Consider the following 11,930-nt stretch of genomic DNA (forward strand, 5'->3'; position numbering starts at 1 on the left):
CCCTCCGTCGAGCGTCCGGTCAGTTTCCGCCGCGAACGACGTGTCCGTACTTCAGGAGGGCGACGAACACCCCGCCGCCGACGAGGTTTCCGACGGTCGCCAACGAGAGGAACGCGAGGTAGTCGAGAACGGATATCGACGGCGACATGAACACGCCGAAGAGGACCTCCACGTTGCCCGCGATCGAGTGCGGGAGATGCAGGATTCCGATGGTCGCGGTCACGATCCAGATGATGAGGATCCGGCTCGTCGTCTCCTGTGCCGCCGTGATCAGCCAGGCGAGCAACCCCATCAACCACCCGGCGAAGACCCCGGCGACGAACAGCCAGCCGAGGTCGTGGGTGACGAGCTTGAGCGCGATCGCCTCGAAGGCGGCCGGCGTCACCACGCCGAGCCCGGGCATCAACAGCACCGCGAGCAGGGTGAACAGGAGCCCGCCGACGAGGTTCCCGACGTACACGAGCACCCACAGCCGAAGCAATCCGCGGATCGACGCCTGGCCGTCCAGCACCGGAACCACCGCCAGTGTGGTGTGTTCGGTAAACAGCTCTGAGCGGCCCAGGATGACGAAGACGAAGCCGACCGAATACGCACTGGCGAGCAGCAACTCGGTGGCGAGATCGCCGAACCCGCCCGCCGAAAGCGTGAGAATTGTCGCCATCAGCAATGGGCCGAAGCCGATGTCCAATCCCGCCGAAACGCCCGAGAGCAGCAGTCCCGATCGCTCCCGATTGATCTCGTGTAACCCGCTCTCGATCAGCGACTCGAGGACGTCCCGGGTCGGTTTCTGCTCCATCACGGCCGTGTTGGTTGATTCGCGGTCGGACACGAGGGGGGCTCTCCCAACTCGGACATCGACCCGCCGGTATGCAAACGTTTCCCCCACGATCACCTGTGCGCGTGTCGACGGGATCGGCCCCGAAAACGGTTATGCGATAGACACCCATAGCCGGGCGAACGGCGGCCGGTCGGGGGAACGATCGGTCGAGTGGCTCCCAGTCGGACGACGACGTGGTGACCGGTGCCCCACGGCGGCACGATCGATCACCGATCCCAACCACTATGCCGGTCGACGCCACGGATGAGGTATGTACGCGACGGCACCCGATCTGCTCCGCCTGGCGATCGTGCCGGTCTTCGCGTGGGCCGCGCTCCGCGATATCCGGACGCGGCGACTCCCGAACCGGCTGTGGCCCCCGGTGTATCTCTTCGGCGCGGTGCTGTTGGCGGTCGACCTCCTGATCCGCTGGCCGATCGGCGGCGTCGCCGACCGGCTGTTCCTCGTTCGGGTCGCGATCAGCCTCCTGTTCATCGCGCCGCTTGGCGTGGCGTTCTGGTACGTCGGCGGATTCGGCGGCGCCGACGCCAAGGCGCTCGTGGCGCTGGCGATCGTCTACCCGACGTTTCCGACGTACGTGCTCCCGATCGCGGGGATCCCGGCGCTGCCGGCGGTCGAGCCGGCGCTCGGCGTGTTCTCCCTGACGATCCTCACGAACACCGTCCTCGTCGGCGCCTGCTACCCGGTCGGGCTGGGGATCTACAACGCCCTCCGCGGCCGGCGATCGCCGGTGATGGTCCTTGCACGACCGGTCGCCATCCATCGGCTGCTGGCGGTCCACGGTCGACTCTTCGAGACGCGCGGGGGCTACACCCGGAACGGGCTCGACCTCGACGCGCTCCGGATGTACCTCCGGTGGCGCGGGACGACGCTGACCGCGGTGCGTGAGGACCCCGACCGCCATCGTGACCCGGAAAGCGTGACCGAGACGTACGCGCCGACCGACGGCGCGGCCCATCTCGAACCGGTGACTGACGGTGCCGAGGGATCCGCGACTGGCGACGCCGAGGGAACCGCGGCTGACGGCGCCGAGGGATCCGCAACTGACACCGAACCGATGGACATCGAACCGCCGGACGACGAATCGGCTGCCGACCCCTGGGCGGCCGCCCGGTTTCTCGAGTCGATCGAGGGAACGGCCTACGGCACCGACCCGGAAACGCTGCGCGAGGGGCTCGAGACCGTCGCCGACCCCGATCGGGATCGCGTGTGGGTCTCACCCGGGATGCCGTTCGTCGTCCCGATGTTCCTCGGGATCGTCGTCTCGCTCACCTACGGCGACGTCCTCTTTGCGGTCCTGCGGGCGATCGGGCTGGCGTAGGACCCGTACCTCGGGTCACCCCTCGGCGTCGATGGCGATCTCGCGGGTCGGGCTTCCGCCGCGCCACTGGAGATGGAGCCGCATCGACGGATCATCCATCTCGGCGATCTCGGGGTCGGTGACGTCGTGTTCATAGACGTATTCGGCGACGTCTCCGGCCACGACGTCGATCGTGATCGATGCCGCGGGCGCATACGCGATGCGCGGCCCGACGCGGTTGATCGCCGCGACGAAGGTCCCGTCGACGTCGCCGACGTTCTCGACGGTGATCGTCGCGGTGACGGTCTCGCCCAGCGTGATCGCGTCCGGCGCGTCGACCGAGACCGCGAAGTCGGTCGGGCCGCGCTCAAGCGCCGCCGTCGTGTCGGCAGCAAGCGCGTGAGCGCCGACGGATCCGTCACCGTCACCCTCGCCAGTTCCGTCGTCGGTCCCCCAGACGAGTCGGGCGTCGGACGCTCCAGGGAGCGGATTCGGAACCTGGACCGCGACCCAGCCGCGCTCGGCCGGATCGGGCTCGGGCCACCCGTACGCCTCGCCGAAGTCGGCGAGGGTCCCCGGCGACGGGCCGATCCCGGTCGTCGCCGGGAACGTCTCCGCCGGCGTCTCGAGCGCGAAGGAGTCAGGCGGGGACGACGTCGGGTCCTCGACGGCGACGTCGGCGACCACGTACTGCGACCCGCGGCCGCCATAGACGCCGTAGGAGTCAGGCGAGTCCATCGCGACGAGCTCCGGACGAACGGTCAGGTCGTGCACGGTGACGCCGGTCGCATCGGATCCACCGGGCGTGTCGGATCCACCGGGCGTGTCGGGTCCGTCCGTCGGTTTCCCGTCGTCAGTGCCGGTTGCGGTTCCGGTGACTGAGGGATCGGTCCCGTTTCCGTCGCCGTCACTGAGGGCGTCCCCCAGACAGCCGCCGACGGAGACGATCGCCGGAAGTGCGGTCCCGACGAGCACCCGTCGTCGAGTCGGATCCATACCGGCGGTACGGAGTCGTCTCCCAAAAGATCACGATTGGAACAAAGGCCCGTTTGAGCCATCTCGACCGCGGATTCCGGGCGAACAGGCCGCATACCGACCGTGATGAGTCGCCGGCTCGACCACCGGATGGGGCTGCACAACGACTACGTCGTTCGCCGCCAACGGCGTCATATGGATCCGGTCAACCAGGCGGATCTGGAGTGGACCGAACTGGACCGCGAGGACGCGACGTTCCGCAGGAAGCAGCTCGGCGAGGCGGCCGACGGCGCGGATCTCGGCTGTAGCCTCTATGAGCTTCCAGCCGGGGGACGGTCGTGGCCCTATCACTACCACACCGCAAACGAGGAGGCGATATACGTGCTCGCGGGAGCCGGAACGCTGCGTCTCGGCGAGGAGACGCATTCGATCGAGGCGGGCGATTACGTCGCCCTCCCGGCCGACGCATCCGGCGGCCATCGCGTGGTCAACGATGGCGACGATCCCCTTCGATATCTGGTCGTGTCGACGATGCGAGAGCCGGACGTGACGGTGTATCCGGACCGGGACCGGGTCGGCGTGTTCGTGGGATCGCCGCCGGGCGGACGCGACGGACGATCGCTGCACGGATACTACCCGATCGACGGTGACGTCGATTACTGGGAGGACACGACATCCGATGGCGAGTGAGCGAGCGCCCCAAAAGGCCTATTCGACCGCTCCGCCTCGATCGGAATATGAGTGAGGCCGCAGACCGAGACACGGAGGCCGCGGACGGCGGCGACCGGGGATCCGGAGGCCCTGACGCGACGATCGACGTCGCGTTCGGCGAGGACGGGCTCGTCCCCGCGATCGCCCAAGACGTCGACTCCGGCGAGGTGTTGATGCTCGCGTACGTCACCGAGGAGGCACTCGACCGGACGCTCGAGACGGGCGAGGCGCACTACTACTCCCGGTCCCGCGAGGAACTGTGGCACAAGGGCGGGACCTCCGGACACACCCAGAACGTCGCCGAGGTCCGCGTCGACTGTGACGCCGACACGCTGTTGTATCTCGTCGATCAGACGGGCGGCGCGTGTCACACCGGCCACCGGTCGTGTTTCCACCGAACGGTCGAGGGCGAGCACGTCGGCGAGCGCGTCTTCGATCCCGACGAGGTGTACTGACCGATGGTCGCCGTCGCGACGCCGACGCCACGGGGGACGATGGCGTGAACGACGCGGTCGCGAACGTCGAACCGGTCGCGTCGGCCGCAAGCGCAGCCGCGGAACTGCGCGAACGATACGACGAACGCCACTCGATCGAGTCGCGGATCGACGAGGTGGGTCGCGACCGCGTCGAAGCCGCCGCGGACGCGTATCGGCGGGCCGTCCGGGTGCTCGACCGGTACGAGGAGGACGCGACCGGCACCGGCGATTTCGGCTCCTACGTCCGCTTCGAGGGCGAGTTCGAGGCAGCCACCGACGTCGGCGACGACGTGCCCGCGGGCGAGGCGTTCGCGGCCGCGAACGAGGCCGTGGACAAGCGGCGACTCTCGGAGTCCGACTTCGACGCCGCCCGGGAGGCGCTCGAGCCGGCCGGCGAGTACGTCTCGCTGCTCGAGGAGCGCGACGAGGCGGTCGACGAGTATCGGCGGGCGAGACACGACGCCAGCGAGGCTCGCGACCGACTGGCCGATCACCTGGCGGACCGCGAGGCGGTCGCGGACCGGGACCACGTCGATCTCGACGCGCCGGTCGATCGCATCCGCGAGCCGGTCGAGCGCTACAACGAGGCGGTTCGGGAGGCGTTCGAGTCGTTCCTGAAAACCGAACGCACGCGCGAGGTCTTCGCCCTGCTCGAGACGGCCGAACGCTATCCCCTCGTCGAGATCGACCAGCCGCCACGGGATCTCCAGGAGTACGCCGACGACCACGCCGCCGGCGAGGAGCCGCTGCCGACGCTGCTCGAGTACGCCGACTACTCGCAGTCGAAACTGGACCACTACGTCGACGACCCCGGCGCGCTTCGGACCGCGGTGGCGGTCCACCGGACCTGGATCGACCGTCTCGACGGCGAGCCGTTCACGCTCGCGTGGCCGCCGACGCCGGCGGAGGAGCTCCGCTACCGGATCAAGGAGCTGACGCCGCTGGTCTCGCGGTTCGCGGACGAGGGGACGGTTGCACTCCTGCGGACGGTTCGCGACCGGACGCGCGAAGACGACTACGAGCGAATACGCGAGGCGGCGGTCACACGGGCCGAACTCGACGAGGCCGACAGGGAGCTGCTCGCCTCGGGCGCGATCCACGACCGGGTGGCGACCGCCCGCGACGTACTCGATCTGATCGAGACGGTGCTCGCGGAGACGGAGGAGTAGACCGCCTGAACGAGGAGAGACTGGCCGGAGTCGTTACCGCGCGTCCTCGAGCGCCGCGAGCACCCCGTCCGCGAGTTCCTCGGCGCGGTCGGCTGACCGGGCCTCGGCGTAGACGCGGACCTTCGGCTCCGTCCCCGAGGGGCGGACCAGGACCCAGGCGTCGCCGTAATCGAGCCGGTAGCCGTCCGTGGTGTTCGGCTCGGCAGCCGCCTCGCGGACGTACGCTTCGGCGGCACCCAACAGGCGATCGAGTTCGGCGTCGGAGTCGTAGGAGACGTTGTGGCGGACGTTGACGTAGTCAGCGTAGGGTGTGACGACCTCGCTGGCGGGGCGGCCGTCCGCGAGCAGCTCGAGAAACCGCGCCGCGATGTAGGCGCCGTCCCGCGAGAGCCGATACTCCGGGAAGAAGACGCCCCCGTTGCCCTCGCCGGCGATCGGGACCCGTTTCCCGGCTGCTTGGAGCTCTCGGACCCGAGTGATGATGTTCGTCGCACCGATGGGCGTCAACTCGAGGTCGGCGCCGACGTCCTCGCACACGTCGACGAGCCGCTGGGAGACGTTGACCGCCGAGACCGCAGCGTCACCCGCCGAGAGAGCATCGGCAGCCAACGCCGCCAGCGAGGCGTCGCCCTCGATGTACGCACCGGTCTCGTCGACGAAGACGGCCCGATCGGCGTCGCCGTCGTGCGCGATCCCGAGATCGGCGTCGCTCGAGCGGACGAGCCGCTGGAGATCCCCGAGATGTTCCGGAACCGGTTCCGGGAGCCGTCCGGGAAACCGGCCGTCCGGCTGCGCGTTCACGGTGCGGACCGAACAGCCGAGACGACGGTAGATCGCCGGATTGGTCAGCGATCCGGCACCGTGACCCGGATCGACGGCGACGGTGAGGTCGGCGTCGGCGATGGCCGCCCGGTCGACGGCTTCGACGACGGACTCGACGTAGGCGTCGTTCACGCCGTCGATGGTGGTCGTTTGACCGGCACCCCGCCAGTCGGTCTCATCGAACTCCTCGCCGAGAACGTGGTTCTCGACGCGCTCGAGGGCGTCGACCTGAAGCTCGACGCCGTCGTCGCCGACCAGCTTGATGCCGTTGAACTCCGGCGGGTTATGGGAAGCAGTCACGAGGACGCACGGAGTCTCCCGGACCGCACAGTACCGGCCGACTGCGGGCGTCGGGGCCACACCGAGCCGGTCGACGTCACAGCCGACCGCCGCGAGCCCGGCCGCGGCGGCGTTACAGAGCAGCTCGCCGGTCGTCCGGGTGTCCCGTGCGACCGCGACGCGGTCGGTCTCCCACACCGTGCCCGCCGCCTTCGCCACCCGCAGCGCGAACTCCGGCGACAGGTCGGCGATCGCGACCCCGCGCGTCCCGCTCGAGCCGAACAGCTTCATACTGGGTGCACGGACGCACCGGGGAAAGCGATTCCGAAGCCACCCCACTCGAAGTCCGAAGCCACCCCACTCGAGGTCCGAAGCCGCCCCACTCGAGGGGCTAGACGATGGCGATGTCGGGACGTTCATACGACCGCGGCGGCTACGCGAACGTATGACGCTGTCACGACGGGCGTTGCTCTCGAGCGTCGGGACCGCCGGGACCATCGCGGTTGCTGGCTGTCTCGACTTCGCCGCCGGAGAGGGGCCACAGGGACCGTCGGGAGAGATCGACGAGTTGTCGTGTGACGACGACTCTTTCCGGCGACTCGACCAGCGGTTTCCCGAGGACGAGGCGAGCTACGTCTCGGCATACACCGCCGACGACGTCCGGTTCGAGCTCGCGCTCCAGGGGGCCGAGAAGACCTACGGCAGCGATCTTCGGATCGTCCTCCGCTGTCTCGACCAGGACGTCGACGCCGAGATCGCGAGCGACGAGCACATCGCGGTGCAGCGACGAACGGCGTCCGGGTGGCAGGACGTTCGTGGAACACCCGACGGCAGCGAGGTGACGTATCCGGAGTCGACGAAAGTCGTCAACTCCGGCGAGGGATACACGTGGTCGCTTACGCTCCGGGAGGAGGCGGTCGCGGACACGCTCTCGACCGCCGATCTCGAGGTCTGTCCCGCCCTCGGCGCCGGGACACACCGGTTCGTTTACTGGGGACTGCCGGGCGACGTCGCCATCGGTCGGCAGTTCGAGATCATCGGTTAGTCAGCGGTTCGATCGTCGAAGTCGACGGTTCGATCGCCACGGCCGGCGTCAGGAACCGCCGGCCGCACGAGCACGCTGCCGGGCCGCCTCGATCGAGGTTCCCTCACGAAGGAGTGCGTCGACGAACAGCTCGCCGGCCTTGTAGGAGGACCGGACCATCGGTCCCGACGCACAGTACAGGAAGCCGAACTCCTCCTCGGCGACCCGACGCCACGTCTCGAAGACGTCGGGATGGACGTACTCGAAGACGTCGAGATGTGACCGGGAGGGCTGGAGGTACTGCCCGAAGGTGACGATATCGACGTCGATCTCGCGGAGATCCGACAGCGTCCGGTAGACCTCGTGGTCGTACTCACCGACGCCGAGCATCAGGCTCGTCTTCGTGTGGATGTCCGAGGTTCGGTTCACACGATCGAGCACCGCCAGCGACTGTTCATAGCCCGCGCGGCGGTCACGTACCGGCCACTGGAGCCGTTCGACCGTCTCGACGTTGTGGGCGATCACGTCGGGATCCGCATCGATGATCCGGTCGATCGCGTTGGGGTCCCCCCCGAAGTCGGGGATCAACACCTCGACGAGAATTTCGGGATCGCGGTCGTTGATCGCCCGGATCGTCTCCGCGAAGTGTGCCGATCCGCCGTCGGCGAGGTCGTCGCGATCAACGGACGTCAACACGACGTACTCGAGCCCGATCTCGGCGACTGCGTCGGCGACGTTCTCGGGCTCGGTGGGATCGAGCGGATCCATCCCACCCGTTTCGACGTCACAGAAGTTACACCCTCGCGAGCACCGATCCCCCATCAGCATGAACGTCGCCGTGCCGGGCCCGTCGCGGCCGGACCAACACTCGCCGAGGTTCGGACAGTTGGCCTCCTCACAGACCGTGTTGAGGTTCCGGTCACGAAGGGTCGATTTGATCTCGGTGAACCGCGTGCCGGCCGGTGGCTGCGTCTTGAGCCAGTTCGGTTTCCGCCGCCTCGATGCCATACCGGTCATTGGACGCAAGCCGGCAAAAACGTGGGGATCGATCCGTCCAGGGCGGTCGGTTCGCGGCGTTTGGGTTCGGCACGCTTTAGCATCTTCACCGAGTATATGCGTGTATGGAGTGGAGCACCGACTGGGGCCTCAGGGGCAGAATGGCGTTCACGATGTTCCTGCTGTTCGCCCTCTATCTGGCGTTCGTTGGGGTCCTCGTGTCCGTATTCAACGCGGGAATCTTCGTCACCCTCCTGCTGCTTGGCGGCTTCTCGCTTGCACAGTACTTCTTCAGCGACAAACTCGCCCTCCGAAGTATGGGCGCCCGAACGGTGGAGCCCGACGAGGCGCCGGAGCTTCATCGGTCGATCGAGCGGCTGAGCCAGCAGGCGGACCTCCCGAAACCGACGGTCGCGATCGCCGACACCCAGGTCCCGAACGCGTTCGCGACCGGGCGCAACCAGCAGAACGCGACGGTCTGTGTCACGACGGGACTGTTGAACACCCTCGATCAGGACGAGCTCGACGGCGTGCTCGCCCACGAGCTCGCGCACGTCAAGAACCGCGACGTGATGGTGATGACCATCGCGTCGTTCCTCTCGACCATCGCGTTCTTCATCGTCCGATGGGGCTGGCTGTTCGCCGGTAACGACCGAAACGCCCCGCCCGTGTGGGTCGCGATCGTCGTGTCCCTGCTCGTCTGGATCGTCTCCTTCCTGCTCATCCGCGCGCTCTCGCGGTACCGGGAGTTCGCCGCCGATCGGGGCGCGGCCAGCATCACCGGCAATCCGAGCGCGCTCGCGTCGGCGCTCCAGCGGATCAACGGGCGGATGGATCGAGTCCCCAGCGAGGACCTCCGACAGGAGGCGGAGATGAACGCGTTCTTCATCATCCCGATCCGGTCGGGGCTCATCGGGAAACTCGCCAGCACGCACCCGCCGATGGAGCGACGTGTCGAGCGGCTCCGCGAGCTCGAGCGCGAGCTCGAAACCGCGTGAGAAAGGCCCTAATCCCTCCGGCCCCTACGCCGGGACAGTAGATGGGACTCTTCGAGACGATCCGGTCCGTGTTCGGCACGAACGCGGAATCGGACGCCACGCGCGAGGCCGACCCCGAGGACCTCTTCGGGATGTCGACGGCCTATATGACGATGGAGGCGGACCTCGGGTACGACCACGTCGGGGAGGCGGCGCTGTGTTTCTCCGGCGTCGACTCGACGGCGTTCGCCGACGCCGTCGACGACGTCGAGGCGATCCTCGATGCCGGCGAGGCGGAGACGGGGACCGGCTTCCACCAGCACGAGGACGACCACGGCTATCGCTGGTTCGTCCTCGAGGATGACGATCCGGAGGACCTCGTGACGAGTGTCCACTTCGCGGCCGACACGTTCGTGGAGGCGGGATTCGGGTCGCGACTGCTTGCGGCCGTGTTCGGCTTCGAAACCACGGATCGGTGCGCGTACTGGATCTACTCCTTCCGCCGAGGTGCCTATTACCCGTTCGTGCCGACCGGATCCAGCGATCGGGACGAGCGCGTCGAGTTCAAGCTTCGGTCGGTGCTTGAGTCCGAACTCGACGTCGAGGACGACGAGTCCTACTGGTACCCACTGTGGCCGGATGCGTCCGGCGATCATCCCTGGGAGTGACCCGGATGGGCGAACCAACCGAGAGCCCTGCTGAAGCGGAGACGGCTGAGGACGGCGCGACCGACGATGACGGGATCGGTCGACGGGGAGACTCGTCTCGGGACGACACCCGGTATGGCGGTCGAGACCGCTCCCCGAAGCCGGTGCTTCGAGCGATCGCGGTCCAAGCGGCGGTCCTCTCGGCGGCGACGCATATCCTCTGGGCGTGGCCGCGTTTCGGTACGGGCACCGACCCGCGCCCCGCCACGTTCCTCCTGGCGGCGGCGTTCACCGTGCTTATCGCGGTTGCGACGGTTCGAGGCGGAGAGTACCGCCGGCTGTATGCCCTCGGTGCCGGGACGCTGGCGGCGTTTCTCGTCGGCTTCCTCCTGTGGCATCGGACCGCCCCGATCGAGGCGCTGGTCGGCGACCCGTACGCGCTCGTCGGGAAGGCTGCTGAGGGCGTCGGCGTCATCGCGTTCGTCGCGCTGTACCGACTTGCACCCCCGACGGCAGTCGCACTTGATCGCCTCCGGAAGGATGATGAGCGGACAGGACCGGAGGAATGACCGATCCGGACCCGTACCTGACGGTCGCCGAACGGGCACGGGCCGCCTTCGAGGTGCGGGGGTCGGAGTTCATCGGGCACGTCGGGCCGGCATCGTCCGTCGAGGGGGCGGAGACGTTCGTCGACGCGATCCGGACCGAATACGACGACGCGACCCACAACGTCCCGGCGTACCGTGTGCCGGCGACATCACCGGAGGAACGGTCATCGAATGGGCACGGAGACGATTCCGTGATGATCCGGGAATACGCGAGCGACGACGGCGAACCATCCGGGTCCGCCGGAAAGCCGGCGCTGAACGTCCTCCAGGGGCGTGATCTCCGCAACGTGGTCGTCGTGATCACGCGCTATTACGGCGGGACGAACCTCGGCGTCGGCGGGCTCGTACGGGCGTACGGACGTGCCACGAAGGAGGCGATCGAGGCGGCCGGCATCCGTGAAGAAGTCCCACACAGGCAACTAACGGTGACGACGTCCTACGACGACTCCGGGACCGTTCGAGGGATCCTGGAGTCGGTGGGCGTGGATTTCGAGGCCGACTACGACGTCGACGTGCGCTTCGCGGTTCGGGTTCCGGTCGCGGCCGTCGCGGAGCTCGAGGACCGGCTCCGAAGCGCGACCAGCGGACGCGTCTCGATCGACGAGTGATCGACTGCCGACGAGGACTGATCGAGCTGTTCGGCGGAAATCGATCGGACGAGCCAGCCGGCACCGGCGCCGGATCGAGCCCGAGCGTCAAAATGGCGAACAGGCGATGAAAGCTGGAACCGAACGTGGGGGTGTCGCTCGGCAGAGAACGTGGATCCCACGGCGGACATCGCGCACCCGCCTCGCCGGCCGTGGGACAGGCAGTCAGGACATACGGCGGCTGGAGCGGTATCAGGTATATACCTCCGGACGGATCTCGACTCGAAACGTGGTGTTCAGTCGACGATGATGTCGGAGCTGTTCCCGGCGACGCCACCGGAATCTGGCTCCATCTCCCGCTGATACCGGTCGATCCACTCGGCGAAGCAGTCGGGGCAGAGCCGCTGGGTGTCGATGTTCGCGCGGTCGACGCTCAGCCGGATCGTTCGGGCGAGCGCGTCCGGCGTCGGGTCCCCGCAGGCGCTACAGGGCTCGTCTGGCTCCGCGTCGGTCATACCGGT

At 68.0% G+C, this 11,930-nt stretch carries 14 protein-coding genes; 9 read left to right on the forward strand and 5 right to left on the reverse strand.

Annotation, left to right across the window (positions count from 1 at the left end; all coding sequences use genetic code 11):
- Window positions 1-19 precede the first annotated feature (19 nt).
- Complete coding sequence (locus OQF70_RS11260; RefSeq protein ID WP_280537673.1) at window positions 20-796, reverse strand: formate/nitrite transporter family protein; 777 nt, start codon at window positions 794-796, stop codon at window positions 20-22.
- Window positions 797-1,088: 292 nt separating this feature from the next.
- On the opposite strand from OQF70_RS11260, the gene OQF70_RS11265 reads away from it, so the two are divergent.
- Window positions 1,089-2,159: an A24 family peptidase gene (locus tag OQF70_RS11265; RefSeq protein ID WP_280537675.1), complete on the forward strand. Its 1,071-nt coding sequence runs from the start codon at window positions 1,089-1,091 to the stop codon at window positions 2,157-2,159.
- 15 nt (window positions 2,160-2,174) lie between these two features.
- Here OQF70_RS11265 and OQF70_RS11270 read toward each other — a convergent pair whose 3' ends face one another.
- Window positions 2,175-3,134, reverse strand: coding sequence for a hypothetical protein (locus OQF70_RS11270; RefSeq protein WP_280537677.1), 960 nt, complete (start codon window positions 3,132-3,134; stop codon window positions 2,175-2,177).
- A 174-nt stretch (window positions 3,135-3,308) separates the two neighbouring features.
- On the opposite strand from OQF70_RS11270, the gene OQF70_RS11275 reads away from it, so the two are divergent.
- From OQF70_RS11275 to OQF70_RS11285, 3 genes are read left to right on the forward strand one after another with little or no spacing between them, the layout of a single operon-like run.
- Window positions 3,309-3,803 carry a cupin domain-containing protein gene (locus OQF70_RS11275; RefSeq protein WP_280537709.1) on the forward strand — a complete coding sequence of 165 codons (495 nt, stop codon included), beginning with the start codon at window positions 3,309-3,311 and terminating at the stop codon, window positions 3,801-3,803.
- A gap of 47 nt (window positions 3,804-3,850) precedes the next feature.
- On the forward strand, window positions 3,851-4,279 hold the full coding sequence (hisI, locus tag OQF70_RS11280; protein WP_280537679.1) for a phosphoribosyl-AMP cyclohydrolase: 429 nt from the start codon (window positions 3,851-3,853) through the stop codon (window positions 4,277-4,279).
- 44 nt (window positions 4,280-4,323) lie between these two features.
- Window positions 4,324-5,469 carry a hypothetical protein gene (locus OQF70_RS11285; protein ID WP_280537681.1) on the forward strand — a complete coding sequence of 382 codons (1,146 nt, stop codon included), beginning with the start codon at window positions 4,324-4,326 and terminating at the stop codon, window positions 5,467-5,469.
- A gap of 33 nt (window positions 5,470-5,502) precedes the next feature.
- On the opposite strand, the gene glmM is transcribed toward OQF70_RS11285, so the two are convergent.
- On the reverse strand, window positions 5,503-6,861 hold the full coding sequence (gene glmM, locus OQF70_RS11290; protein ID WP_280537683.1) for a phosphoglucosamine mutase: 1,359 nt from the start codon (window positions 6,859-6,861) through the stop codon (window positions 5,503-5,505).
- 154 nt (window positions 6,862-7,015) lie between these two features.
- Between glmM and OQF70_RS11295 the strand changes: the two genes are divergently transcribed.
- Window positions 7,016-7,615, forward strand: a complete 600-nt coding sequence (locus OQF70_RS11295) for a hypothetical protein (protein ID WP_280537684.1) — start codon at window positions 7,016-7,018, stop codon at window positions 7,613-7,615.
- Between the two features lie 48 nt (window positions 7,616-7,663).
- Here the strand turns inward: OQF70_RS11295 and lipA are convergent, their stop codons facing one another.
- Complete coding sequence (gene lipA / locus OQF70_RS11300) at window positions 7,664-8,602, reverse strand: lipoyl synthase (protein WP_280537685.1); 939 nt, start codon at window positions 8,600-8,602, stop codon at window positions 7,664-7,666.
- A 113-nt stretch (window positions 8,603-8,715) separates the two neighbouring features.
- Between lipA and htpX the strand changes: the two genes are divergently transcribed.
- The 4 genes from htpX to OQF70_RS11320 are packed head-to-tail and all read left to right on the forward strand — an operon-like array spanning window position 8,716 to window position 11,430.
- Window positions 8,716-9,588: a zinc metalloprotease HtpX gene (htpX, locus tag OQF70_RS11305; protein WP_280537686.1), complete on the forward strand. Its 873-nt coding sequence runs from the start codon at window positions 8,716-8,718 to the stop codon at window positions 9,586-9,588.
- Between the two features lie 41 nt (window positions 9,589-9,629).
- Complete coding sequence (locus OQF70_RS11310) at window positions 9,630-10,235, forward strand: hypothetical protein (protein ID WP_280537688.1); 606 nt, start codon at window positions 9,630-9,632, stop codon at window positions 10,233-10,235.
- 5 nt (window positions 10,236-10,240) lie between these two features.
- Window positions 10,241-10,783 (forward strand): hypothetical protein, encoded by a 543-nt coding sequence (locus OQF70_RS11315; protein ID WP_280537690.1) that lies wholly within the window; start codon window positions 10,241-10,243, stop codon window positions 10,781-10,783.
- Window positions 10,780-11,430, forward strand: coding sequence for a YigZ family protein (locus OQF70_RS11320; RefSeq protein WP_280537692.1), 651 nt, complete (start codon window positions 10,780-10,782; stop codon window positions 11,428-11,430). Before OQF70_RS11315 ends, OQF70_RS11320 begins: the two co-directional genes overlap by 4 nt.
- Before the next feature lie 275 nt (window positions 11,431-11,705).
- Here the strand turns inward: OQF70_RS11320 and OQF70_RS11325 are convergent, their stop codons facing one another.
- A complete protein-coding gene (locus tag OQF70_RS11325) occupies window positions 11,706-11,924 on the reverse strand; it encodes a hypothetical protein (protein ID WP_280537693.1) in 219 nt (72 codons plus the stop codon).
- Window positions 11,925-11,930 lie beyond the last annotated feature (6 nt).

The sequence above is a fragment of the Halopenitus sp. POP-27 genome (assembly GCF_029889855.1).
In the GTDB taxonomy this organism is placed as follows: domain Archaea; phylum Halobacteriota; class Halobacteria; order Halobacteriales; family Haloferacaceae; genus Halopenitus; species Halopenitus malekzadehii.